Source organism: Thomasclavelia ramosa DSM 1402, assembly GCF_014131695.1.
Taxonomy (GTDB): Bacteria; Bacillota_I; Bacilli_A; order Erysipelotrichales; family Coprobacillaceae; genus Thomasclavelia; species Thomasclavelia ramosa.
This window is the reverse complement of the sequence record NZ_CP036346.1, coordinates 1,438,634-1,462,887: the sequence shown is the minus strand read 5'-3', so window position 1 is coordinate 1,462,887 and position 24,254 is coordinate 1,438,634. Positions and strand designations below refer to the sequence as shown.

Below are 24,254 nucleotides of genomic sequence, written 5' to 3'. Positions count from 1 at the left end.
AATGTATTTAGTAATTTTTTTACTAAATAGTACAAAAAAAGGTAGACTTAACATCTACCCTTTAAAATTCTTCAATTATTTATTCAATTCAATCATCAAATCACAAATTTTATTTGAAAAATCAACTGGATTGTCGATTGAGAATCCTTCAATCAATAAAGCTTGATCATATAAGATACTTGCATAATCATTTACTTTATCAGGATTATTTTCATAAACCTTTTTCATAGCATTGAAAATATCATGATTAGGATTAATTTCTAAAATTCTACCTGCTTTTACTTCTTGACCTTCAGGCATCTGATTTAAGACTTTTTCCATTTCAAATGATACTCCATCACTAGAAACTAGACAAACAGGATGTGATTTTAATCGTGAAGATACTTTTACGTCAACGACTTTATCACCAAGAGAATCTTTGATTGCTGTCAATAAGTCTTTATTCTCTTCATTAGTTTTTTCTAATTCTTTCTTTTCCTCTTCACTATCGATATCTAAATCACCTTGAGCTACACTCTTAAATGGTTTTTCCTTATAATCACGCATCATTTGGAAACAGAATTCATCTACATTATCTGTTAAATATAGAACATCATATCCTTTGTCTTTGACTACTTCTACTTGTGGTAAAGTGGCAATCTTTTCACGAGTTTCACCACTTGCAAAATAAATCTCCTTTTGACCTTCAGGCATATGTTCAATATATTCCGCTAAGGTAATAAGTTTTTCTTCTTTACTAGAATAATATAATAGCAGATCTTGTAATTTTTCTTTTAACATTCCATAGCTATTATAAATACCAAACTTTAATTGTAAACCAAAACTATTAAAGAATTCTTCATATTTTACACGATCTTTTTTCAACATTGTTTCTAATTCTGATTGAATTTTCTTTTCAATTTTATCAGCAATTACTTTTAATTGACGGTCGTGTTGTAACATTTCTCTTGAAATATTTAATGATAAGTCTTCTGAATCAACCAATCCTTTAACAAAGCGGAAATGTTCAGGAACTAATTCACTAGCTTTATCCATGATGAAGACACCACGTGAATATAATTGTAACCCTTTTTCATATTCATTTGAATAATAATTCATTGGTGGTTTTGAAGGAATAAATAATAATGAATCATATGAAACGTTACCTTCTACTCGGCTATGAATCACTTTCAACGGATCATTAAAATCATTAAATTTATCTTTGTAGAAATCATTATATTCTTCATCAGTAATATCTTTTTTATTACGTTTCCATAATGGTACCATTGAATTTAATGTTTGATTTTCAATAACATCTTCGTATTCATCACTATCATCTTTTTTCTTTGAAACTGTCATATCCATATTAATTGGATAATGCACGTAATCAGAATATTTTTTAACTAAATCACGAATATGATATTGATTTAAATATTCATCATAGTTATCATCATCCGTATTATCTTTTAAGTATAATTTAATTGTAGTTCCATGATCAGCAACATTAGTTTCAAAAATCTCATAGCCATCACTAACTTCAGATACCCAAGTATATCCTTGCTCAGTTCCATATTTTTTAGAAATCACTTCTACTTTTTTTGCCACCATGAAAGCTGCATAGAAACCAACACCAAATTGTCCGATAATATCAATATCATCATGTTCATTTTCATTTTTAAACTCAAATGAACCACTATTAGCAATAGTTCCAAGATGTGTTTCTAATTCATCTTTATCCATCCCAATTCCATTATCTTTAATAGTTAAAACACGATTTTCTTTATCGATTTCAATCATAATTTTTAAATCATTGCGATTAATTGAAGAAATATTTTCTGTAAGTGCTTTATAATATAATTTATCACTTGCATCACTTGCATTAGAAATCAATTCACGTAAGAAAATTTCTTTATGTGTATAAATAGAATTAATCATTAAATCTAATAATCTTTTTGATTCTGCTTTAAATTGTTTTTTCTCAGCCATACTCACATCTCCATTCTAAATATTAGCACTCCTCATTCATTTGTGCTAAAGATATTCTAATACAACTATTTAGCAGTGTCAATAGGAAAGTGCTAAATTAGTCAAAAATAAAAAGTCTCTATTGAGACTTTTGGTTAATTATAAAGCTGCAACGTTTGCTGCTTGTTCACCACGATCAGATTCAACGATATCGAAGCTTACTTTAGCACCCTCTTCTAAAGATTTGAATCCACTACCTTGGATTGCAGAAAAGTGAACAAATAAATCTCCACCTGTATCTTTTGTAATAAATCCAAAACCTTTTTCACTATTAAACCATTTTACTGTACCTGTATTCATCAGACGTACCTCCTATTTTTATTATAAAAAGCATTACTATAAAAAAAGCAGATGCTAAGTTGCTTATAAATACAACTTTCACATCTGTAAGTTAAATATTCATTGCTCGTTACTCATATATAATATCACAGCAACAATAAGAAGTCAACCAATATCAGAATAATATTTCAATTTATATTTTATAATCTTTTTAACTTAAATTATTCCTAAATCAATAAATTCATAATAGACTCCGTCTTCATCAACACTTTTACAAATTCGATCAGCTATTTCCTTAAGCCGAGCACTGCCATTGTCCATGACCACTCCACATTTGACTGCATCGATCATTTCATAATCATTCATACTATCACCAAATCCAATTGTGTCTTCCATATCTATATTTAGATAATCAACAATTCGTTTGATTCCTGTTCCTTTATTATCAAGTTTTGACATTATTTCACCATTAATATTTTTACTGCCAAACATATCATGTACTACAAAGTTAAAGTTCTCTTTCAATTCTTTAAAAGCATGATCGAAATCTTCCTGCTTCATTGCAATAAAGGATATTTTATGAATTCCACGACCATCGTATTCATTCATATCTCTTACATTAAATTTATCACTTTGTTCAGCTTTTAAGCGTTCCATCTCCGAATTAGTCGCTTCCTCATTATTTCCACCTACAAAAAATTCCATCATTTTGGGTGACATATATGTAATATCGGTACACTCATAATTATATACGATATTATTACGATTAAATACATCGCAAGCTTTTTCAATTAATTTACGATCATAATAACGGCTATGGACTACTTCATCAGCAACTTCGATATAGCTTCCAGCACTAGCAATAAAACCATCAAAATTTACTTCCTCTAACTCATTTCTAATTCCTATCTTATTTCTTCCTGTACAAATAAATACTTTATGTCCCTGATTACGGGCTAGAGTGATTGCTTTTTTTACCTGCTCAGTCATTTTGCCATGATTAGCAACCAATGTTCCATCAACATCTAAAAAAATTGCTTTTTTCTCCATAACATTCCTCCTTAAGATTATTTATTATATAAGTATACCTATTTTAAAGAATATTTGTATTCTTTTTACAAAAAAAGAAAAAGGGAAGTACTAACACTTCCCGTGATCATGATGATAACTATCTACTAAACTATTAGTGCGGCTATGACAACTAGTACCACAACTACCACAATTTCCGCCACAACTAGATTTACCATTAGCTTTATCTTTTCTGATTGAATTGATTGCTAATAGGACTGCAAATAATAAAATGACACTAACGATGATAGTCGATAAATTTTCAATTAGCCAGTTCACTGTTATCACCCTTTCTATTTTTCAGTTACAGTTTTATTTAAATCGATATTTAAACGATTGTCTTCTTTATATGGTCGAACTAATAGATAAACAAAACCAATCACTACTAATATAGCAATTACTGTAGCAAATGTAAATGTTCCAGTAATAACTAAATTTCCAATTTGGTAAACACTAAATGCTACTAAATAAGCAAATACAGTTTGATACACAATTGCAAACGCTGTCCAGCGGCCATTATTCATTTCTCTTTTAATTGCTCCCATAGCAGCAAAACATGGTGCACATAATAAGTTAAAGATTAAGAATGAAAATGCTGCAATTTGTGTATAGCTTGCTGCTAAGGTTCCCCAGATTTCTGCTCCATCGTCAGCAACCTCTGCAAATCCATATAAAATACCGAATGTACCAACAACGTTTTCTTTAGCAACTAAACCTGTAATCGCAGCTACTGCAGCTTTCCAATCACCCCAACCAAGTGGTGTAAATATCCATGCAATTGCATTACCAATTGATGCTAAAATACTATGATCTAACTGAGTATCTTCTAACATTGTAAATTGTCCATCGACAAATCCAAAGTATGAAGTAAACCAAACTAAAATACTTGATAATAAGATAATCGTTCCAGCTTTTTTAATGAAAGACCATCCTCTTTCCCACATACTTCTTAAAACGTTAGTAATCGTCGGCATATGATACGCTGGTAACTCCATTACGAATGGTGCTGGTTCACCAGCAAAACGTCTTGTTTTCTTTAAAATAATTCCAGAAGTAATAATTGCAGCTATTCCAATAAAATATGCACTCGGTGCTACCCAAGATGCACCACCAAATAATGCACCTGCAATTAACGCAATAATTGGTAACTTAGCACCACAAGGAATAAACGTAGTTGTAATAATCGTCATTTTTCGATCACGATCATTTTCAATAGTACGTGATGCCATAATTCCTGGTACCCCACATCCAGTTCCAATCAACATTGGAATGAATGATTTACCTGATAATCCAAATTTTCTAAAAATTCTATCCATAATAAATGCAACCCGAGCCATGTATCCACATGATTCAAGCACCGCTAAGAAAAAGAATAACACTAACATTTGTGGAACGAAACCTAATACCGCACCTACCCCAGCTACGATACCATCTAAAATTAAGCCATTTAACCAGGCCGCAGTTCCTAATGATTCTAATAATCCTTCAATTAAGCTTGGAATTGATGGAACTGCTAGTCCAAATAAACTCCATCCATCACCAAACACACCTTCATTTGCCCAATCAGTCGCCCAAGTACCAACAGTAGTTACTGAAATATAATAAACCACAAACATTACTACTGCAAAGATTGGTAAGGCTAACCAGCGGTTTGTAACAATGCGGTCAATTTTATCAGAAACTGATAATTGATCATGACTATGTTTTTTATAACAATCATCTATAATAGAAGTTATAAATTGATAACGTTCATTAGTAATAATACTTTCTGCATCGTCATCTAATTCTTTTTCACTTTGATCAATAATTGTTTCAACATTAGGTACACTACTCATTAATCCTGAAATTTTATCATCACGTTCAAATAATTTAATCGCATAAAAACGTCGTTGTTCCACTGCAATATCACTTGGCAACATTGCTTCAATCTGGTCTAATTTTTCTTCAACAGCACTATCAAATTTATGAATTGGTGCATTTATTCTTTTAGAATTAGCTAAAGTAACAGCACGATCAGCCGCTTCTTTTATTCCTTTTCCTTTAAGAGCAGAAATTTCAACAACTTGGCACCCCAATTCTTTTGATAATTTTTTTACATCAATCTTATCATTATTTTTAGCAACGATATCCATCATATTGATTGCCATAATAACAGGAATCCCCAACTCCATAATTTGTGTAGTTAAATAAAGATTTCTTTCTAAGTTTGTTCCATCAACAATATTGATAATTGCATCTGGTCTTTCTTGAATTAGATAGTTACGTGCCACTACCTCTTCCAAAGTATATGGCGACAAAGAATAAATACCAGGTAGATCCATTAATTTAACATCTTTATGACCTTTTAATTTACCCTCTTTTTTCTCTACTGTTACCCCTGGCCAGTTTCCAACAAATTGATTGGAACCAGTCAAAGCATTAAATAGCGTTGTTTTCCCACTATTAGGATTCCCCGCTAATGCAATTGTAATTGACATTTTTTCACCCTCCTATATATTTTACTACTATAATACTTCAATCATTGCTGCATCGGCTTTACGCAAAGATAGTTCATATCCTCGTACTTTAACCTCAATTGGATCACCTAATGGTGCAACTTTACGAACTAGTACTTCTGTCCCCTTAGTAATTCCCATATCCATGATTCTTCTTTTTACAGCTCCATCTCCATGCAGTTTCATGACTCTCGCACTAGTTCCGCATTTTACATCTCTTAGCGTTTTCAATTAATTATCCCCCTTTTAATAGTTAAATCATAATTTTATTAGCCATCTCTTGACTAATCGCTACTCTTGATTCTTTAATTTTAGTAATTAGATTTCCTTGGTTCTTACTTACAATAGTAACTGTCGCTCCTGTTGTAAAGCCTAGCGATTCAAGAAATAATTTTACTTCTTGTTTTCCTCCGACTTTTTTTATGGTCTGTACTTCACCAATTGTCGCCATAGTTAAAGGCATCATCATCACTTCCTCGCTTTTTCTTGTTAGTCCTATCTAACTACTGTTATGTTATACCTGCCTAACTTAAAAGTCAATAGTTGCCAAGAAAAAAGTTAGGATATTTTAACTTTATCAGCAAAAAAAGAAGGATTTCTCCTTCTTAGTCTAAATCTTCTCCATTTGATTCAAATGCTTTTTTAACCCAATGATATGATTTTTTAGGAATACGTTTTAAATCACGAATATCCTTATTAGTACGGTTTACATAAACAAAACCATATCGTTTATCCATATTACACATACTTGCTAGAATATCAATTGGTCCCCAAGTAATGTAACCTAGACATTTAACGCCTTCTTCAAACATTGCATTTTTCATTTCTTTTATGTGATCACGATGATAATTAATACGATAATCATCTTCGATTGTTTTATTAGCTGCTAACATTGTATCAACTTCTTCTTGCGTCATATCTTCACGCCATCCAATTCCGTTTTCAAGAACGAAAACCGGTAAATCAGAACGTGTTGCTAAATCATTTAAAGTCCATCTAAAACCAACAGGATCAATTTCCCAACCCCATTCATTAGCTTCGCAATGTGGATTTTTAACTGTATGTTCTCCAACTACTTCATGATATGGTCTTGTATAATCAAATTCACCTTCAGTAACAGTATTAGAGCGATAATAACTAAAAGCAATATAATCTACAGTATACTTTAATAATTCATCATCGCCTTCTTCAAATGTTGGCATCCATCCACGGTTTTCTAAATATGCTATCATATAATCTGGATATTTTCCTTTAGCAAAAACATCACAGTGGAAACCATTCATATATTGATAAGCTTTCCATGCAAATAAATTGTTCTTTGGCGTATTTGAATATGGATAAATATTAGTAACTGCATTCATACCGCAGAATTGAGCATCTGGCTGTAATTCTCTTAATGCTTTGACAGCTTTACAATGAGCAATAAAAACATTGTGATTGACTTGATATAAATGTTTAGCTGGGTCCACACCTTCAGGAATTTCTTCAGCGTTAGATACACGCAACATCATCCCATGTAAATTTTGTTCATTAAAAGACATCCAGTGTTTAACTCGATTACCAAATCGTTCGATACATACACGAGCATATCTTTCAAAACAGTCAACAACATAGCGTGATGCAAAACCATTATGTTCTTTTACTAATTTATAAGGCATATCAAAATGCACTAAAGTTATCATAGGTTCTATACCAGCAGCAATCAATTTATCAATTAGATCACTGTAAAATTTAATTCCTTCTTCATTTACCGGTTCATCTAAAGTCCCATCAGGAATAATTCTTGACCAGCAAATTGAAAAACGGTAAAAATTGAATCCCATATCTTTCATTAAAGCAATATCTTCATCATAACGATGATATTCATCAATTCCTACTGACCAGTCAGAAAATTCTGGATCAGTTGGTCTAACGTCATAAATACAAACGCCTTTTCCACCTTCGTTACGAGCTCCTTCAGTTTGAAAACTTGATACTGAGCCACCCCAATAAAAATTATCTGGTAATTTCTTTTCCATTACAATACCTCTCTTTCACATACCATTTTAGTTAATCTGTAAAGATAAGTAAATGAGTTTTTCTGACCTTATAATCAAGTTTCATATTTTATTTAATAAATACCAGTTTTATGAAACAATGTTTCATGATATACTAAATAGAGGTGATTTTATGAGTATTATGACTCAATTAGAATTTGAATTAGATTTCTCCAGTTCTGAAAAAACAATTGCGAAATACATATTAGATAATGGTGAAGATATTCTTAATTTATCAGTAAAAGAATTAGCTAAACAAACTTATACTTCTCCAGCAACAATTGTTCGTCTTTGCCGTAAATTAGGACTTAATGGCTATGGTGACTTTAAAATCAAATATTCAGCTGAATTACAGTTTGATAAAAAAAACAAAAAACGTGTTGACGTCAACTTTCCTTTTGGAAACACCGACTCAAATAGCCAAATTGCATATCGGATTGCCAATCTGCATCAAGAAGCTATTGAAGACACCTTAAACTTAGTTGATTTTAAGAACCTTGACAAAATTATTAATTTACTCGATCAAGCAAGACGCATCTATCTTTTTGGAAATGGTAATTCTTTATTAGCTGGTTTTGATTTTCAACACAAAATGATGCGAATTGGTAAAATGGTGGAAATGCGAGCTCATGCTGGTGAGCAAGGTTTCTTATCATATACTTGTAGTCCTGATGATGTAGCCATTCTTATATCATATTCCGGCGAAACGAATGAAATGGTAGAACTTGCGAAATTTTTAAAAAAGATGCATGTTCCCCTTTTGGGTATTACTTCTATCGGGGATAATCAATTATCAAAATATTGCACTTATATTATGAATACAGGATCACGAGAAAAGATATTTTCTAAGATAGCTCCTTATTCATCCAAAACATCGATTTCTTATTTGCTTGATTTGATTTTTTCATGTATCTTTAGATTGAATTATGATCATTATATTAATGAAAAAATTAATCGTGATAAATTATTTGATCACCGTCATCCTTATAAAAGTCCCATCAATGATTAAAAGGCTGTTTGAGCAGCCTTTTAAATTTCAACAATTTGTCCGTCCTCTATTTTTAATTGAACATCACACTTTTGAGCCAATGATGGCGAATGAGTAACAATTATAATACATTTATTAGCTTGATGAGCTAAATCGATAAATGTTTTTAAAATTTCTTTAGAATTCTTTTCATCAAGATTACCCGTAGGTTCATCAGCTAAAATTAAATCAACATCTTTGGCAATTGCACGAGCAATAGCAATTCTTTGTTGCTGTCCTCCAGAAAGTTTGCGAATATCTCGTAAACTTTGTTCTTTTGAAAGCCCTAATTTTTTTAAAATATCCAGGCAATATTCTTTTTTATTTTGGACCTTCCGTCCAGCTATTTCAATTGCATTAGCAACATTTTCATAAGCATTCATATAATGAATCAAATTATATGATTGAAACACAATCGAAATGTCATTCCGACGATATTTATTTAATCCAATCCTTGCAGTATCTTGGCCTTTAAAAATAACTTTTCCACCTTTTGGCTTATCTAAACCACCAGCCAATACAATAGTTGTTGTCTTCCCGCTACCGCTAGCGCCAACAATTGCATAGATTTTTCCTTTTTCAAAACTATAATTAGCTTTATTCAAAATACTTACATTACTAGAACCATCTAAATAATGGTATGAAACATCTTCAAAATTCAAAATTGTTTCCATCTCTACCCCTCCTTCTTCACAAGAATCTCACGTGGTGATAATCGTAATACATAAGCAGATGGAATAGCGATTGAAACAAGACAAATTGCAATTGTAATCCCCGCTAATTGCATTACTGTAGTAGTTGTTAAAGACACATCTAATTCTGTATTTTCCGGTCCATTAAATGCTTGATCGAACATTTTATCATTACCGGATGTCGAATCAGTGTTATTGCTATCGTTATTTTGATCTCTGATTTCCGGCATCTGCATTTGAACTTGATTATTGTTCGTTCCAGATTCTAGCATATTTCCAACTACATTTGATACTAACTTTCCGGTACCTAGTGAAATAACAAAGGCAACAGTCGCAATCAAAAGCATCTCAAATAATTGTTGTAAAATAATTTTCACTTTACTTTGTCCTAATGATAAAAATACACCAATTTCATAATATCTGCTTCTGATTGTTAAAATTAAAATCAAGCATAGAATAGCACTTCCGGCACCAATTACAACGATTAAAAACATTGTTGCAAATGATTGAGTATTTTCTAAACTACTTACATTTTGCTGATATAAACGATCATTTGCATCAAGCGTATATGTCTCAAAATCGATATCACTCTTTTTTTGTGCTAAGGTTTGAAAAGCTTCAATATTCTCAGGGTCATCTAAATAATAAGTTGCCGATGTAATATTTGTTTCACTCCCCGATAATGTTTGACCAATAGATAAATCTGTATAAATTGTATTAAACGGATTACTTTGCCCTGGTCCACCCATTGTTTTAGCATCTGTCACCTCGTAGATTCCGACAATAGTTAATTGTTGTGTTACTGTTTCTTCATTTATAGTAGTATAAACTGTAAATGTATCACCTACATTTAAATCATTATCAGTAGCTAAATTTGTTTCAATGACACAATTATTTGTTCCGGCATCATCACTTGATAATAATCGTCCCTGTTTTAGAGTACTACTTTCTTCTGTGAAACTATCTAAATATTCCATCGTCGTATTTGCACTGATTGAAAAATCTCCTTGATTTGCTGATTGGAAATTTTCTTGTCCATCAGGACGTTCCATTGTTTGATTATCTTGACTTGTGGTCAATTCAACAGCTGTAATATCATCGCTACTTGCTGTGGTTGAAATAGCATAATTATAATTTTTTACATATTTTAAATCTTTTAACTGGTCAGCCATCGCAATTGTAACACTTGCTGCTACTTCACTAACTGCTTGCCCTTTTTCACGTTGACCCATCATATTTTGCATATTTGTTGTCAATGTTACATCATTGCCAAGTGATGTTCTAATTTGCTCCATTGATTTTTTCGAAGCACTCTGGATTGACAAACCTGCAATAATCAAGTTCGCAATTACTGTCATTATTACAAATAATAAAACTGTCTTGCCAATATTCTTTTTAATACTTAGAAATGCATTTTTTAACATATCTTAACCTCCTGAAAAAAATATAGCAAACTATAGTTAAGGATAAAATCGTTCAATTATGTAAAAAAATAGGAAACTAAAGTTAGTTTCCCTTATCTATATTTAATTGTAGAATCTTCTTGATTTCCTGATACAACTATTTCATCATCACCTAATTGATCTTTAGCATTGTCATTACTTGACTGTTGCCCATGTTTTGGTTTTTTCATAAATTCACCTCAATAATATTATGTACTATTTTTAATATTTAATTCAAAATTTTTAAAAAAATATTATCAAATGGTACTTCTTATACTAGACTAATATCTACCGCAATAATAATTATTCATTTCGACTATCTTTGATTCTTTTTATGTAATAAAATAATCTTAATAGTTTTTATTCATATAATATTATTTACATTTTTATAAAAAATAAGACTGTTTTACAGTCTTATTCATCACCAAAGCAAATTCCAATCGCTTTTGCAGCTTTTACTAATTCACCATTAGGATCTACATGTTTTTGTTTTCCAAATTTAGCATCACCGATTACTTCCTCTAAAGATGTATAAGACATTTCTTCACCTTTTAAAGTAACAACATTACCAAATTTACCTTCTTTAATCAGCTCAAGTGCTTTTACACCAAAACGAATTGATAAAATACGATCATATGCTTGGATATCTCCTCCACGGATGATATGTCCTGGATTAACTGAACGAACTTCATGGTTAGCAATTGCCTGTTCAAGATCATCAGCTACCTTTGCAGCTAATCCTGAATAACGAACTGGATCAGGACTATCTTCAACGATTTTTCCAATCACCTTAGTCCCATCAGCATATTTAGCACCTTCTGCTACTGCAATTACAGTGTATGGATAACCTTCAGCGTCGCGTTTTGCAACGTGCTTAACAATGTTATCAATTGTAAATGGAATCTCAGGAATTAAGATACATGAGGCATTTCCTGCCATTCCTGAATATAACGCAATCCATCCAGCATCTCGTCCCATCAGCTCACAACAGATAACTCGATGATGTGATTTTGCCGTTGTATTTAACCGGTCAATAAATTCAGTTCCTACTGAAGAAGCACTGATAAATCCATAAGTTAAATCAGTCGCTGGCAAATCATTATCCATTGTTTTAGGGATACCAATTACATTAACGCCTTTTCTTGAAAAATCACGAGCACTTGTTAAAGTACCATCACCACCTAAAACAACCAGCACATCGACACCAGCTTTTTTTAAGTTTTCGACACCAACATCAGAAACGTCTTTTTTTACCTTTCCGCCATGACCATCATCAACAAGATAGTCGAATAAGTTATCTTTATTAGAACTATATAAAATAGTTCCACCTTCTTTATAAATATTCTCTACCTTATCAACTGTCAATTCTATGTAATCATTGTTATAAAGACCACGATAACCATAAACATAGCCAATAACTTCATACCCGTATTCATTAATAGCCGCTTTGGTTACTGCTCTAATAACAGCATTTAACCCGGGGCAATCTCCGCCTCCAGATAATAATGCGATTCTTTTTACGTCTGCCATAAACATCCCTCCATAAACTTTATTATATGATTTTTTATAATAAAACTCAATAAAAATGTTACCGTTTACATAAAATACGCAATATTTATAAAATTCAACAAAATATTATAAAAAATATTAACTTCTGCCTTAAATAAACAACATCTATTTATTATAAAGATGACTACATTACTTTTAAAGATTCAATAAATAATTAAATTATTATTATAAAAACAAAAATATCTACTTTACGTTATAATATCTTTATAGGAGGGGTCTCCATGAGAACAAATGAAGTTGAAAAAATCACAGGTTTAACTAAACATGCCATACTTTATTATGAAAAAGTGGGAATCATCCGACCCAAAAGAACAAATAATGGTTACCGTAACTACAGCCATGACGATTTACAAACGTTAAAACTTGTGAAATTTTTACGTAATTTAGATATTTCAATTGATGATATCAAAGCAATCTTAAATAATAAATGCAGTTTAGATGACTGTTTAAAGATTCATAAGCGCAACATTGATCAAACAATTTCTGAATTAGAAGATCTTCAAAATACAATATCAACATTCAAAGATATGCATATTCCACTAATTCCTGCATTAGAAAATATTAAATTAGTTCCAGAGAAAAAAGGGCTTGGATATCGAAAAACAAGTAAAACAATAGCTTATAATCGCCCACTAACTAGAGCCATGGCAATACGACAGGTCATTTCTGCAGGAATTATTGCTTCGATTTTTACTTACGGTATTTATATTTGGATTTGGAGCGAAAAATGGTATTATTTAGAAAATTTATATTTTGTCGCAGTCGTCTTTTTAATAAATATTTTAATTTTTATTTTTGCTAACTTCCAATTTATGATGCATCTTTACGATAAATCAAGAAACCAATCTATTGAATTTTTAGAAGAAGGAATAAGAATTTTCAAGCGTAAAAATTCTTTTCACCATTTTAAATATGTACTTTCTGCCTTGATTAATCAGCATTATAAATATCAAAAGTTTTATTTCTACCAAGATATTGAAAAACTTGTCGTTCAAACTAGACAGCGTTTTATCCCTCTTTATAGTTTAGGTACTGGAGGCCCAAGCACTGATATGTATGAAGTAGATATCACACTTTATTTTAGTGATGGTGAAACTTATTTTTTATTGGGACCTGAAACATTTAATAATGACAGTCAGCTGATTGGACATATTTTAACAGAGAAAATTCCCAATATTGTAGATCCCGACAATATCCTAACAGCTTACCAAAATAAAATAAATCTAACCGATTACATAACATCACAAAAAAGTATGATTTCCAGATAATAGAAATCATACTTTTTTATTCTAGTCACTCAATATTTTTTATCTATGATTATTTAAATATTCTTCAATGATCCAAACTGGCATTCCAATAACAGTCTCTAAGTTTCCTTCTACTTTAGCGACTAATGCCTTACCTTCACCTTGAATTGCATAAGCTCCTGCTTTACCTGGCCATTCGTTTAAATCAAGATAAGCGTTAATTTCTTCATCAGATAATTTTTTAAAAGTGACTTTAGTTCCATCATGGTAAGTAGAAACTTTTCCATTATCAATGATTGCTACCGCTGAGTAAACAGTTTGGGTCTGATCAGATAACAATTTTAACATTTCATAAGCTGCCTGACGATCAGCAGCTTTTCCCAGCATCTGATTTTCTAAACATACCATAGTATCTGCTCCAATAACAATATCACTAGGGTATTTTAAAGCAATGGGTGCTGCTTTTTGATAAGCTAACTTCTCTAAACGTAAAGGAAGTGCCAAACTTTCATCTAGCACTTCCTCAATTTCTTGAAAGTCGATTATAAAATCAAACTTATGTAATTCTAATAATTCTTTTCTTCTAGGTGAACTACTAGCAAGAACAAGCCTTTTCATTATTCTGCCTTTGGTTCCTCTTTAGGTTCCTCTTTAGGTTCCTCTTTTTTGATTGGTTTAGGAAGTAAAGCCTTGCGTGAAACATTTACTTTTCCCTTATCATCAACTTTAGTGACTTTAACTTTAATGATATCACCTAATTTTATCACTTCACCCATTTTTTTAGTTCTTTCATATGCATAATCAGAGATATGCAAAAAACCATCTGTTCCGTCAAACAAATTAATAAAAGCATAATTATCTTCTACTCTTACTACTTTACCATCATAAACTTCGCCAACTTGCGCTTTTTTAACAATTTTTTCAATTAGCTCAACTGCTTTATTGATTGCAGCTTGATCATAATGATAAATAACAACTGTACCATCTTGTTCAATGTCGATCTTAACACCATCAGATTGTTCAATGATTTCATTGATTGTTTTACCCCCCTGACCAATAACCGCTTTGATTTGATCCGGTTCAATCTTCATCATTTGTACTTTTGGTGCATATGGTGATAATTCATCACGTGGTGCTGCAATCGCATCCATCATATTTGCCATAATTTGTTTACGAGCTACTTTAGCTTGAGCTAAAGCCTCTTGTAAAATTTCTTTCGTAATACCATCAATCTTAATATCCATTTGTAATGCACAAATACCCGCATCAGTTCCTGCAACTTTAAAATCCATATCTCCTAAATGATCTTCCATTCCTTGGATATCTGTCAAGATAGTATATGCATCCCCTTTTTTTACTAGTCCCATAGCTACTCCAGCTACTGGTGCCTTAATTGGAACACCGGCTGCCATTAAGGCCATTGTCGAAGCACAGATAGAAGCCTGTGAAGAGGAACCATTAGATTCCAATACTTCAGAAACCACTCTAATTGTATAAGGAAAAGCTTCTTCACTAGGAATCACTTGTGCTAAAGCTCTTTCGCCTAAAGCGCCATGCCCAATTTCACGACGACCTGGAGCACCCATTCGTCCTGTTTCTCCAACTGAATATGGCGGGAAATTATAATGATGCATAAAACGTTTTTGATCTTCTAACCCTAATCCATCTATTTTTTGATGTTCTCCAATTGCACCTAATGTTGCAACCGATAAAACTTGCGTTTCACCACGTGTAAATAACGCTGACCCATGAACTCGAGGTAACAAATCAATTTGCGAATCTAATGGCCTGATTTCATCGATTTTGCGTCCATCCGGTCTTATTTTATCTTCAGTAATTAATCGACGTACTTCATCTTTTTCTAGATCATGTAAAATGATTCCAACTTGTTTCATCACATCAGCTTTTATTTCTTCATTTTCATATTCTCTATTGTCATATTCCTCTGTCACTTGAGCGATTAGATCATCAATTGCTCCATATCTCTCTAATTTACCGGGAATTGAAACTGCTGCAGCCATTTCGGCTTTAGCACGTACTGCAACTTCTTCAACTAAATCATTATTTAATTCAAATAATGGAATTTCAATTTTTTCTTTTCCACAAGCCTCAACTACTTTTTCTTGGAAAGCAATTAATTCTTTGATTTTTTCATGACCAAACAATAATGCTTCCAACATTACCTCTTCACTAACTTCTTTAGCATCAGCTTCAACCATATTGATAGCATCTTTGGTTCCAGCTACCTCTAAATTTATTAAAGAATTCTCTAGCTGTTCTGGTGTTCCGTTAACAATGAATTCACCATCAACCAAACCAACGTTGACCCCTGCAATAGGGCCATTAAAAGGTATATCAGAAACACATAAAGCCAGTGATGCACCTAACATAGCCGCCATTTCTGGAGTTGCATCTTGATCTACAGATAAAACGGTGTTAACACTTTGCACTTCATTTCTAAACCCATCTGCAAATAATGGTCTAATTGGACGGTCAATCATTCGAGCTGTTAATGTCCCATGTTCACTAGGTCGCCCTTCTCTTTTTAAAAATCCACCTGGAATCTTTCCAACTGAATATAATTTTTCTTCATAAGTTACTGTCAATGGAAAAAAGTCAACATTTTTTGGTTCTTTCCCTGCCACAACAGTTGATAAAATAACTGTATCATTATATCTTACCAATACAGCTCCATTAGCCTGCTTAGCTAATTCTCCTACTTCCACACTTAGATTTTTACCATAAAAATCCATACTAAACACTTGTTTATTCATTCTTTCACCTCATCTATTATCCTAGCCATTATAACATATAAATTTGCATTTCAAAACAATTTATTACTTAACTACTGCAAAAGAGATTAAAAAGATGCTATAATATTGATTAGAGGTGATTTTATGAATGAAAATGAATTAAAAAGTTTAGAAGTATACAATGAAAAGTTTAAAGAAGACCCAACTTCCTTCAATGATTTTCAGGCCAATGATTACATTAAACTATTGAAGAAAAGCGACAACAATGAAGAGGCAATTGAGGTTGGAAAGACATTTATGTCATTATGTCCAAATCTTCGCGGATATCTGAATCAATATGGGTATGCACTTTATAATAAGTTCATCAATATTGATGATGAAAAAATTAGAGATAATGAAGATCTTTTCTTTAGTGTCTTAAAAGATATTTTAGCTGTATGCAAACAGGAACGTTATTCTCCAATGGAACCTTCAGTAAATCGTGCTATTAAATATTTACAACGTGAAAAACCTGAAGATCCTAACAAATTAGTTGAAATGCTTGATTTACTTGATCCTAATCTATTAGATGATAAACCATTTACTAATGATGAAGGAAAAGAATTTGAATCTAAAAAAGAACGCTACTATCGATTAAAAGTAAAAGCTCTATACGAGGCCAAACGTTCAAAAGAATGTGTTGATACTGCTAACAATGCACTATCTCTATCTTTAAAATGGCATTTTAATACATTGCAATGGATTAATTATCAAAGAGCGTGTTCATTAGTCGAACTAGAACAATACGATGAAGCTAAAAAAGTATTCTTATCTTTACATAACCGAATCCGTAATGTTAATTTCTACGAAGTTCTTTATAAAACTAATGCTCAAACAGGCAACATTAAAGAAGCAAATGCTTATTTACTATATGAATTTTTTGAAAATGGATATTCAATTAATCATTTAGGAATTTATACACGCTTGATGGAGGCTACACAACGTACTGAAGACCCGATGTTAATTGAAATTGTAGATGCTTTCTTAACAAAATTAACTGCTGAAAATAATCGTGAATATACTCCAGTTGCTGATTATGGTGAAAAATATAACGATCAAACATCAGAAGAATTATATGATGAATTATATGAAAAAGTAATGAATAATTTAGGTAAATATGTAGAACGTGTTGAAGGAACAGTTGTTCATTATAATAATCAGCGTGGTCTTGGGACTATCTCGCGTTATGATGAAGATGGTATTTTCTTTAGACAAGCCGATTATGTTTACGATGAAGATGTTCAACGTCGTGATAAAGTTGAATATACCCCAATTGAAACATTTGACAACAAGAAAAACGAAATTACAAATAAAGCTATTTTAATTATTACTACTGAAGAATATCTGGATTTTGGATATTAAATAATGGTTATTAGGAAACTTCCTAATAACCATTATTTTTGTCTATCTAAAAATTCTTGCATTGCTTTAATACTCTCATTTGAAATCACATGTTCAATTAAACAAGCGTCTTTATCAGCAATTCCTTCGTCTATGTTCAAAACTTCAACAAATAATTGTTTAATTGTTTGATGTTTACCACAGATAAACTCAGCCGTTTCTTTCCCTTTAGGCGTTAGTTTTACATCCGCATACTTTTCATATATAACATAGCCATCTTTAGCCAAAACCACAACTGCATTATTGACACTTGGTTTAGATACACCTAAATGCTTAGCGATATCACTGACTCTAGCTTTTTTTCCATCTAATGAAAGTTCATAAATTAATTCTAAATAGTTTTGCATCGCAATTGACATTTCTTCCATTTGTTCCACCTCATTAAGAATAATCATATCATAATATTACTTCATCAGCAACTTATATGCCCATATGCAATAGGCTTTTATGCATAGTAATAATTGAGGTGAAAAAATGGAATATTTATTATCGTTAAATCCATTTATAATTGTATTAATTGTAGCAACATTTAACTGGTTAATGACCTTCTTTGGAGCATCGTTAGTTCTATTTGTTCGCAAAGCCAGTCAAAAACTCATTTGTATTGCTCTTGGCAGTTCTGCTGGAATTATGGTTGCTGCTTCATTTTTTTCATTATTACTTCCAGCAAAAGACCAGCTTGAAGCTGGAGGTAAACTTGATTTACTAATCATTCCATTTGGTTTTATTTGTGGTGTAGCATTATTGATGTTGATTGATAAACTGCTCCCCCATGAACACATGATGTCACATGAACAAGAAGGAATCAATCCAGGTCGCTTTTCAAAAAACAAGCTATTAATGTTAGCTATGACCTTACACAATATTCCTGAAGGTTTAGCAGTTGGTGTGGCATTTGCAGGATGTCACGATGGAAATTACTTACCAGCTTTAATCTTAGCTCTAGGAATTGGTATCCAAAATTTTCCTGAAGGTACTGCTATTTCTTTACCTATGCATCAATGCGGAAAAAGCCGTTTTATTGCCATGATGTATGGACAATTTTCTGCTATTGTTGAAATCCCAGCAGCATTATTAGGCTTTATTTTTGCCACTCTAGTCAATGGAGTTTTACCATTCGCTCTTTGTTTCGCAGCCGGTGCCATGTTTTTTGTCTGTATTGAAGAATTAATTCCTGAAGCTAATGCAACTGAAGGAATTGATTTGGGAACAATAAGTTTCATGATTGGTTTTGTCATTATGATGTCTTTAGACATTCTTTTATCATAAATACTATTTAAAGTAATTTAATTTGTTTAAATCCTAAACAAAAAATACTTTTTTAGAAATAAAGCTATTTATCCTAATTTTACAAGTTTTATTATATTGACAAATAGAACTTCATAACGTATTATTTTAGGTAACAATCTATTAAACAAAGACAGTGAAGTGAAGTAGTAAATATGACTTAGATATCAGAGATATTGTGGTTGGTGCGAACAATACGTTAAGAAATATTGAATTCATCATGGAGTCGGATACTGATAAGTAGGTAATCATCGGTGGCTAGCCGTTATCGTAGTAAAGTTTTACACTTATGAAGATTATTAATGTGAGTTAATAATAAACTTGGGGTGGTACCGCGACTTTGTCGTCCTCTATCGAGGGCGACTTTTTGTTTAATAATTGAAAATATGGAGGGAATAAATATGAAAAAATTATTAAAGGCATCTTTAACTGTAATGATGGCACTAACTCTAAGTGCCTGTGGGGGAAGTAAGGATGTTAATATTGGCATTGTTCAATACGCAGAACATCCCGCATTAGATAATGCTAAAAAAGGATTTTTGAAAGCATTAGAAGACAATGGCTATGGTGAGGACAATGTTGCATTTGATGACCAAAATGCTCAAGGTGATGGATCAAATTGTACAACCATTGCTGATAAATTTGTTAACGATAACGTTGACTTGATTTTCGCAATTGCTACACCAACTGCTCAAGCAGCAGCAAACAAAACAACAGAAATTCCAATTGTTTTATCAGCTGTAACAGATCCTGCTAGTGCTAAATTAGTAAAAACCAATGAAAAACCTGGCGGAAATGTAACTGGTACAAGTGATTTAACACCGGTTGCTGATCAATTTGATTTGTTACAACAATTACTTCCTGATGCCAAAACAATCGGGATCATGTATTGTAATGCCGAAGATAACTCAATTTTCCAAGCTGACATTGCTAAAGAAGAATGTGCTAAACGTAATTTAACTGTAGTTGATAAATCTGTTACTGATTCTAATCAAATACAACAAGTTACTGAGTCATTAATTGGAAAAGTAGATGCTATTTACATTCCAACTGACAATCTCTTAGCCGAAGGTATGGCAACCGTTGCTCAAGTTGCTAATGAAAACAATTTACCATGTATTGTTGGTGAAAGTGGGATGGTTGAAAATGGGGGATTAGCCACTTATGGTATCGATTATTATAATCTAGGATATCGTGCTGGTCTTCAGGCTGTAAAAATTTTAAAGGGCGAAGCTAAACCTGCTGATATGGCAATTGAATATTTACCTGCTGAAGAATGTGAATTAACAATAAATGAGAAAGTTGCTAAAAAATTAAACATTACAATTCCTGATGATCTTAAATCTAAAGCAAAGATGGTGAATAAGTAATGAGTTTTATCTTAGCTATTCAAGGTGCAGCATCACAAGGAATCCTTTGGGGAATTATGGCTTTAGGGGTCTACATCACTTTTAGATTATTAGATTTTGCCGATTTAACAGTTGATGGTAGTTTTGCCACTGGCGGTGCTGTTTGTGCTGTTGCTATTGTCAATGGAATAAATCCTATTCTTGCTGTTTTATTAGCTATAATTGCTGGATTTGTTGCCGGAGCTATTACTGGTCTATTACACACTAAATGTCAAATACCTGCGATTTTAGCAGGTATCTTGACCCAAATCGGCCTTTATTCAATTAATTTACGAATCATGGGAAAAAGTAATACACCTTTACTTCAAAGTGATACTATCTTCAAAGGTTTATCAAATACTTTCAATCTATCACAAGCATGGATTACTTTAATCATCGGAATAATTTGTGCGATAATCGTTATTTTAATATGTTACTGGTTCTTTGGAACCGAAATTGGTAGTGCTATCCGTGCTACAGGAAATAATGAACATATGGTTCGAGCACTTGGTGCTAATACAAATACAACTAAATTATTAGGTTTAATGATTTCTAATGGTTTAATAGCAATGTCTGGTGCATTAGTAACCCAATCTCAAGGTTATGCCGACATTAAGATGGGAATTGGAGCAATTGTTATTGGTTTAGCTTCAATCGTTATTGGAGAAGTAATACTAGGAAGAAAGCCTGGTTTCATGTTTACTTTAACTGCTATTATTGTTGGTTCAATTTTGTATCGTATTATTGTTGCAGTTGTTTTACAATTGGGTCTAAGTACTGATGATTTAAAACTGTTGACAGCTTTATTAGTAGGTATAGCATTAACTGTACCTGTTATGGTAAGTAAAAGAAAACAAATTGCTACATACAAAAAATTAACAAAGGAGAAAGAGAATGCTTAAATTAGAACATGTAAGTAAAACTTTTAACCTTGGTACTGTTAATGAAAAAAAGGCTCTTCAAGATTTGAACCTTACTATTAATGATGGAGATTTTATTACAATCATCGGTGGAAACGGGGCTGGTAAAAGTACGACTTTAAATATGATTGCTGGGGTTTATCCAATTGACTGTGGATATATTACTATTGACAATCAAGACATCTCGCTCGCCGATGAATATAAACGTGCCAAATTTATTGGACGTGTTTTCCAAGATCCTATGATGGGAACAGCAGCTAATATGGAAATTCAAGAAAATCTGGCTATGGCTTTTCGTCGTGGTAAACGTCGTGGTTTAAGCTGGGGAATCAGCAAAGAAGAAAAAAAACAATATCATGAAGCACTAAAACGTTTAGACTTAGGTTTAGAAACAAGGATGTCAAGTAAAGTTGGTTTGTTATCAGGAGGACAACGTCAAGCTTTAACATTACTGATGGCAACACTTCAAAAACCCAAAATTCTTTTACTTGATGAGCATACTGCAGCATTAGATCCTCGAACCGCTAAAAAAGTTCTTGATTTAACAGAGGAAATCGTCACTGAACAAAAGCTAACTGCTTTAATGGTAACACATAATATGAAAGATGCTATTAATATCGGTAATCGCTTAATTATGATGGACAAGGGCCGTATTATTTATGATGTCAACGGTGAAGAAAAAGCCAAATTAACAGTTGATGATTTACTTAAAAAATTCGAAGAAGCAAGCGGTAGTGAATTTGACAACGATCGCATGCTATTAGGATAGAGCTGATTCCAGCTCTATTTTTTTATTACTAATAAGTGGCCCTTTTCTGGCACACAATAAAAAACATCTTCTATTTTATCTACACCTTGTTTTTTCAACTCTTTTTTTAACCAATTTATATCCCGGTTGAGCAATTTTAAATTATCTTCATCAATTATCCCATCACAGATTAAAGCATCCGGTAATTCTACTACACACTGATCTTTAGGAATAATTGAAAGTGAACCATTTGTTTCTAATAAAGCAAATTCAACTTTAGAAATACTATCAATATCATTAACTCGTAAATGATGTGATAAATCATCAACAGTATATCGTTGCTTTTTCATTATTTCTTGATCCAATTTTCCTTTAAAAATAATGTATGTAGGTCGTCCTTCAAAAATATCGCGAAGTTTTTTTGATTTCATTGTTATCATTGAAACAAGTCGATCTACAACAATCAATGTAACAGTTGCAACCACACCATGATAAAAAGTAAAATCGCTGTTTCCTATCGTATCTGTCATGATCTCGGCAATAATTAAAAATACTACAAAATCAAATACATTTAATTGACTAAATTCTTTTTTACCAAAAATTCTTAACAAGATACTTAAATAAATATAAATGCAAACACTAATTAAAAATACATCGAAGATATTCATATTTCACCAATCCTTAAATATAATATTAGTAAGATAACAAGGAGGAAATATGAAATCATATTTAAAAATATACCTAAAATTCGCTTTATTTATCCTTATCACCTTTACTATTACTAGTCTTATCATGGCCGGAATTATAAGTTTTATTCATTTATCAAATTTTATCTACCATAGTATTATTAATATAATTGCTGGAATCATTATGATTGTATGGGCATTTTGGCTAATCAAAATATTTCAAAATAAAGCAATTATTCACGCTTTACTATGTGGATTGATCTTTGGAATTATCGCATTAATGGTAAATATTGAAGACATTAATCTAATTAATATCCTTTCAAGACCAATCATTTTAATTATCACTACCTTAATTTTACAATTATATACAAAAAAATTAGACGCTTAATATCTTGGCATAATCAATCCGTAATGATAATGTTATTATACAGGTGGCAATCTCTTTAATTACCTCATATACCAATCATCTAGTTAATCAACTTTATATACAAATCCATAGAATATTTCATCTTTCCAAAGATAATTTCCCTTAAAGAATGATTTAAACAGTTCTTACAAAATACTGATTAAATCATTCTTTTTCTATTTCTACTTATTAAAATTGTTTATAAAAAAGAACCTTACTTATTTTGCAGTCTAAATAGTAGGTTCATTTTATAAGTTCTAGTTTTTAAACTCAATGTTAACAATTTTTACATCATAAGGATCTGCAACCCCAACTGTTACAATTTCATTTACTCCATGACCTAAAACAGCTTTTGCTAATGGAGATTCATTTGAAATCTTTCCATTTAAAGGGTCTGTTTCAGTATATCCAACGATTTGGTAACTTTCAGGTTCAGCATCTTTTTCTGATAAATCTAAGATTGTTACAGTAGTACCGGGTTTTACTACTTTTAGATCCATTTGTTCTTCAGAAATAACTTCAGCATTTTGAAGCATATAGTCAATTTCTTTAATTCTTGATTCTAAATGTGCTTGTTTTTCTCTAGCAGCATCGTAGTCAGCATTTTCAGATAAGTCACCTTGAGAACGTGCTAATTGTAATTCTTCAATAACTTTAGGTCTTTCGACATTAATCAAGTTATCTCTTTCTTGTTCTAATTTTTCTACCCCACTTTGGGTTAACAATACTTTTTCGTGTTCCATAATATCACCTCGTAGTCTCTAATA

General features: G+C 31.8%; 24 protein-coding genes and 1 other annotated feature. Of the genes, 8 read left to right on the top strand and 16 right to left on the bottom strand.

Annotated elements, in window-relative coordinates; genetic code table 11:
* Positions 1-75 precede the first annotated feature (75 nt).
* From htpG to EYR00_RS06915, 8 genes are all read right to left on the bottom strand, one after another.
* On the bottom strand, positions 76-1,965 hold the full coding sequence (htpG, locus tag EYR00_RS06950; RefSeq protein WP_003538141.1) for a molecular chaperone HtpG: 1,890 nt from the start codon (positions 1,963-1,965) through the stop codon (positions 76-78).
* Between the two features lie 138 nt (positions 1,966-2,103).
* A complete protein-coding gene (locus EYR00_RS06945; protein ID WP_003538140.1) occupies positions 2,104-2,304 on the bottom strand; it encodes a cold-shock protein in 201 nt (66 codons plus the stop codon).
* A gap of 195 nt (positions 2,305-2,499) precedes the next feature.
* Positions 2,500-3,333, bottom strand: a complete 834-nt coding sequence (locus tag EYR00_RS06940) for a Cof-type HAD-IIB family hydrolase (protein ID WP_003538138.1) — start codon at positions 3,331-3,333, stop codon at positions 2,500-2,502.
* A gap of 90 nt (positions 3,334-3,423) precedes the next feature.
* A complete protein-coding gene (locus tag EYR00_RS06935) occupies positions 3,424-3,630 on the bottom strand; it encodes a FeoB-associated Cys-rich membrane protein (protein WP_003538137.1) in 207 nt (68 codons plus the stop codon).
* Positions 3,631-3,644: 14 nt separating this feature from the next.
* Positions 3,645-5,828, bottom strand: coding sequence for a ferrous iron transport protein B (gene feoB / locus EYR00_RS06930; protein WP_003538136.1), 2,184 nt, complete (start codon positions 5,826-5,828; stop codon positions 3,645-3,647).
* 27 nt (positions 5,829-5,855) lie between these two features.
* Positions 5,856-6,077 (bottom strand): FeoA family protein, encoded by a 222-nt coding sequence (locus tag EYR00_RS06925; RefSeq protein ID WP_003538135.1) that lies wholly within the window; start codon positions 6,075-6,077, stop codon positions 5,856-5,858.
* Positions 6,078-6,099: 22 nt separating this feature from the next.
* The gene (locus EYR00_RS06920) at positions 6,100-6,315 is read right to left on the bottom strand and encodes a FeoA family protein (RefSeq protein ID WP_008791790.1); all 216 of its coding nucleotides are present in this window, start codon (positions 6,313-6,315) and stop codon (positions 6,100-6,102) included.
* Positions 6,316-6,451: 136 nt separating this feature from the next.
* Positions 6,452-7,864: a glycoside hydrolase family 1 protein gene (locus EYR00_RS06915; RefSeq protein ID WP_003538133.1), complete on the bottom strand. Its 1,413-nt coding sequence runs from the start codon at positions 7,862-7,864 to the stop codon at positions 6,452-6,454.
* A gap of 151 nt (positions 7,865-8,015) precedes the next feature.
* On the opposite strand from EYR00_RS06915, the gene EYR00_RS06910 reads away from it, so the two are divergent.
* Positions 8,016-8,891, top strand: coding sequence for a MurR/RpiR family transcriptional regulator (locus EYR00_RS06910; protein ID WP_008791791.1), 876 nt, complete (start codon positions 8,016-8,018; stop codon positions 8,889-8,891).
* A gap of 20 nt (positions 8,892-8,911) precedes the next feature.
* Here the strand turns inward: EYR00_RS06910 and EYR00_RS06905 are convergent, their stop codons facing one another.
* The 3 genes from EYR00_RS06905 to EYR00_RS06895 form a co-directional block, all read right to left on the bottom strand.
* A complete protein-coding gene (locus EYR00_RS06905; protein ID WP_003538131.1) occupies positions 8,912-9,583 on the bottom strand; it encodes an ABC transporter ATP-binding protein in 672 nt (223 codons plus the stop codon).
* A gap of 2 nt (positions 9,584-9,585) precedes the next feature.
* The gene (locus tag EYR00_RS06900) at positions 9,586-11,025 is read right to left on the bottom strand and encodes an ABC transporter permease (protein WP_003538130.1); all 1,440 of its coding nucleotides are present in this window, start codon (positions 11,023-11,025) and stop codon (positions 9,586-9,588) included.
* 432 nt (positions 11,026-11,457) lie between these two features.
* Positions 11,458-12,573, bottom strand: coding sequence for a 6-phosphofructokinase (locus EYR00_RS06895; protein WP_003538129.1), 1,116 nt, complete (start codon positions 12,571-12,573; stop codon positions 11,458-11,460).
* A 260-nt stretch (positions 12,574-12,833) separates the two neighbouring features.
* Between EYR00_RS06895 and EYR00_RS06890 the strand changes: the two genes are divergently transcribed.
* Positions 12,834-13,880, top strand: a complete 1,047-nt coding sequence (locus EYR00_RS06890) for a MerR family transcriptional regulator (protein ID WP_003538128.1) — start codon at positions 12,834-12,836, stop codon at positions 13,878-13,880.
* Positions 13,881-13,919: 39 nt separating this feature from the next.
* Here the strand turns inward: EYR00_RS06890 and EYR00_RS06885 are convergent, their stop codons facing one another.
* The gene (locus tag EYR00_RS06885) at positions 13,920-14,477 is read right to left on the bottom strand and encodes a Maf family protein (protein ID WP_003538127.1); all 558 of its coding nucleotides are present in this window, start codon (positions 14,475-14,477) and stop codon (positions 13,920-13,922) included.
* Entirely contained in the window at positions 14,477-16,633 is a 2,157-nt protein-coding gene (gene pnp, locus EYR00_RS06880) for a polyribonucleotide nucleotidyltransferase (protein WP_003538125.1), read from the bottom strand. Before pnp ends, EYR00_RS06885 begins: the two co-directional genes overlap by 1 nt.
* A gap of 123 nt (positions 16,634-16,756) precedes the next feature.
* Between pnp and EYR00_RS06875 the strand changes: the two genes are divergently transcribed.
* Complete coding sequence (locus tag EYR00_RS06875; protein WP_003538124.1) at positions 16,757-18,013, top strand: hypothetical protein; 1,257 nt, start codon at positions 16,757-16,759, stop codon at positions 18,011-18,013.
* A 32-nt stretch (positions 18,014-18,045) separates the two neighbouring features.
* Here the strand turns inward: EYR00_RS06875 and EYR00_RS06870 are convergent, their stop codons facing one another.
* Complete coding sequence (locus EYR00_RS06870; RefSeq protein WP_008791797.1) at positions 18,046-18,420, bottom strand: metal-dependent transcriptional regulator; 375 nt, start codon at positions 18,418-18,420, stop codon at positions 18,046-18,048.
* A gap of 106 nt (positions 18,421-18,526) precedes the next feature.
* Between EYR00_RS06870 and EYR00_RS06865 the strand changes: the two genes are divergently transcribed.
* From EYR00_RS06865 to EYR00_RS06850, 4 genes are all read left to right on the top strand, one after another.
* A complete protein-coding gene (locus tag EYR00_RS06865) occupies positions 18,527-19,321 on the top strand; it encodes a ZIP family metal transporter (protein ID WP_003538122.1) in 795 nt (264 codons plus the stop codon).
* 145 nt (positions 19,322-19,466) lie between these two features.
* Positions 19,467-19,693: a binding site (T-box leader), on the top strand.
* 47 nt (positions 19,694-19,740) lie between these two features.
* Positions 19,741-20,709 carry an ABC transporter substrate-binding protein gene (locus EYR00_RS06860; RefSeq protein ID WP_008791798.1) on the top strand — a complete coding sequence of 323 codons (969 nt, stop codon included), beginning with the start codon at positions 19,741-19,743 and terminating at the stop codon, positions 20,707-20,709.
* On the top strand, positions 20,709-21,629 hold the full coding sequence (locus EYR00_RS06855) for an ABC transporter permease (protein ID WP_003538120.1): 921 nt from the start codon (positions 20,709-20,711) through the stop codon (positions 21,627-21,629). Before EYR00_RS06860 ends, EYR00_RS06855 begins: the two co-directional genes overlap by 1 nt.
* Positions 21,622-22,416: an ABC transporter ATP-binding protein gene (locus EYR00_RS06850; protein ID WP_003538117.1), complete on the top strand. Its 795-nt coding sequence runs from the start codon at positions 21,622-21,624 to the stop codon at positions 22,414-22,416. The genes EYR00_RS06855 and EYR00_RS06850 overlap by 8 nt, the downstream gene beginning before the upstream one ends.
* Before the next feature lie 14 nt (positions 22,417-22,430).
* Here the strand turns inward: EYR00_RS06850 and EYR00_RS06845 are convergent, their stop codons facing one another.
* Complete coding sequence (locus tag EYR00_RS06845; protein WP_003538116.1) at positions 22,431-23,063, bottom strand: YetF domain-containing protein; 633 nt, start codon at positions 23,061-23,063, stop codon at positions 22,431-22,433.
* Positions 23,064-23,112: 49 nt separating this feature from the next.
* Between EYR00_RS06845 and EYR00_RS06840 the strand changes: the two genes are divergently transcribed.
* The gene (locus EYR00_RS06840) at positions 23,113-23,469 is read left to right on the top strand and encodes a hypothetical protein (RefSeq protein WP_008791801.1); all 357 of its coding nucleotides are present in this window, start codon (positions 23,113-23,115) and stop codon (positions 23,467-23,469) included.
* 275 nt (positions 23,470-23,744) lie between these two features.
* On the opposite strand, the gene greA is transcribed toward EYR00_RS06840, so the two are convergent.
* Positions 23,745-24,230, bottom strand: coding sequence for a transcription elongation factor GreA (gene greA, locus EYR00_RS06835; protein ID WP_003538114.1), 486 nt, complete (start codon positions 24,228-24,230; stop codon positions 23,745-23,747).
* Positions 24,231-24,254: the final 24 nt, after the last annotated feature.

What these genes read in the sequence shown, in the direction of transcription:
- EYR00_RS06900 (WP_003538130.1), bottom strand. Translation starts at nt 11,025, where the DNA reads ATGTTAAAAAATGCATTTCTAAGTATTAAAAAGAATATTGGCAAGACA.
- greA (WP_003538114.1), bottom strand. Translation starts at nt 24,230, where the DNA reads ATGGAACACGAAAAAGTATTGTTAACCCAAAGTGGGGTAGAAAAATTA.
- EYR00_RS06860 (WP_008791798.1), top strand. Translation starts at nt 19,741, where the DNA reads ATGAAAAAATTATTAAAGGCATCTTTAACTGTAATGATGGCACTAACT.
- EYR00_RS06905 (WP_003538131.1), bottom strand. Translation starts at nt 9,583, where the DNA reads ATGGAAACAATTTTGAATTTTGAAGATGTTTCATACCATTATTTAGAT.
- EYR00_RS06865 (WP_003538122.1), top strand. Translation starts at nt 18,527, where the DNA reads ATGGAATATTTATTATCGTTAAATCCATTTATAATTGTATTAATTGTA.
- EYR00_RS06915 (WP_003538133.1), bottom strand. Translation starts at nt 7,864, where the DNA reads ATGGAAAAGAAATTACCAGATAATTTTTATTGGGGTGGCTCAGTATCA.
- EYR00_RS06910 (WP_008791791.1), top strand. Translation starts at nt 8,016, where the DNA reads ATGAGTATTATGACTCAATTAGAATTTGAATTAGATTTCTCCAGTTCT.
- EYR00_RS06885 (WP_003538127.1), bottom strand. Translation starts at nt 14,477, where the DNA reads ATGAAAAGGCTTGTTCTTGCTAGTAGTTCACCTAGAAGAAAAGAATTA.
- EYR00_RS06840 (WP_008791801.1), top strand. Translation starts at nt 23,113, where the DNA reads ATGAAATCATATTTAAAAATATACCTAAAATTCGCTTTATTTATCCTT.
- EYR00_RS06940 (WP_003538138.1), bottom strand. Translation starts at nt 3,333, where the DNA reads ATGGAGAAAAAAGCAATTTTTTTAGATGTTGATGGAACATTGGTTGCT.
- EYR00_RS06855 (WP_003538120.1), top strand. Translation starts at nt 20,709, where the DNA reads ATGAGTTTTATCTTAGCTATTCAAGGTGCAGCATCACAAGGAATCCTT.
- EYR00_RS06890 (WP_003538128.1), top strand. Translation starts at nt 12,834, where the DNA reads ATGAGAACAAATGAAGTTGAAAAAATCACAGGTTTAACTAAACATGCC.
- EYR00_RS06850 (WP_003538117.1), top strand. Translation starts at nt 21,622, where the DNA reads ATGCTTAAATTAGAACATGTAAGTAAAACTTTTAACCTTGGTACTGTT.
- pnp (WP_003538125.1), bottom strand. Translation starts at nt 16,633, where the DNA reads ATGAATAAACAAGTGTTTAGTATGGATTTTTATGGTAAAAATCTAAGT.
- EYR00_RS06945 (WP_003538140.1), bottom strand. Translation starts at nt 2,304, where the DNA reads ATGAATACAGGTACAGTAAAATGGTTTAATAGTGAAAAAGGTTTTGGA.
- EYR00_RS06895 (WP_003538129.1), bottom strand. Translation starts at nt 12,573, where the DNA reads ATGGCAGACGTAAAAAGAATCGCATTATTATCTGGAGGCGGAGATTGC.
- EYR00_RS06870 (WP_008791797.1), bottom strand. Translation starts at nt 18,420, where the DNA reads ATGGAAGAAATGTCAATTGCGATGCAAAACTATTTAGAATTAATTTAT.
- htpG (WP_003538141.1), bottom strand. Translation starts at nt 1,965, where the DNA reads ATGGCTGAGAAAAAACAATTTAAAGCAGAATCAAAAAGATTATTAGAT.
- feoB (WP_003538136.1), bottom strand. Translation starts at nt 5,828, where the DNA reads ATGTCAATTACAATTGCATTAGCGGGGAATCCTAATAGTGGGAAAACA.
- EYR00_RS06845 (WP_003538116.1), bottom strand. Translation starts at nt 23,063, where the DNA reads ATGAATATCTTCGATGTATTTTTAATTAGTGTTTGCATTTATATTTAT.
- EYR00_RS06920 (WP_008791790.1), bottom strand. Translation starts at nt 6,315, where the DNA reads ATGATGATGCCTTTAACTATGGCGACAATTGGTGAAGTACAGACCATA.
- EYR00_RS06875 (WP_003538124.1), top strand. Translation starts at nt 16,757, where the DNA reads ATGAATGAAAATGAATTAAAAAGTTTAGAAGTATACAATGAAAAGTTT.